We start from the raw sequence: 206 nt of genomic DNA, 5'->3' as shown, positions 1-206 counted from the left end.
TAACGCATGTAGCTGACCGATACTAATCAGCCGAGGGCTTGACCTAAACATGATGATTGCAGGCGCTTGCCTGGGCTGGAAATCTGCATTGTTCGGTTTTGAGGGTGCTGACACAGCACTGATCCAGATGCGCCTTTAGCTCAGCTGGTAGAGCAACTGACTCTTAATCAGTGGGTCCCCGGTTCGAATCCGTGAAGGCGCACCAT

1 tRNA gene is annotated in these 206 nt (G+C 52.4%); it reads left to right on the top strand.

Annotation, left to right across the window (positions count from 1 at the left end):
* Nucleotides 1-129 precede the first annotated feature (129 nt).
* Nucleotides 130-205, top strand: a tRNA-Lys gene (locus H6B51_RS17525).
* The last annotated feature ends 1 nt before the right edge of the window (nt 206 follow it).

The sequence above is a fragment of the Pseudoflavonifractor phocaeensis genome (assembly GCF_016901955.1).
Lineage (GTDB): Bacteria > Bacillota > Clostridia > Oscillospirales > Oscillospiraceae > Flavonifractor > Flavonifractor phocaeensis_A.
This window is presented reverse-complemented; position numbering and strand designations above follow the sequence as displayed.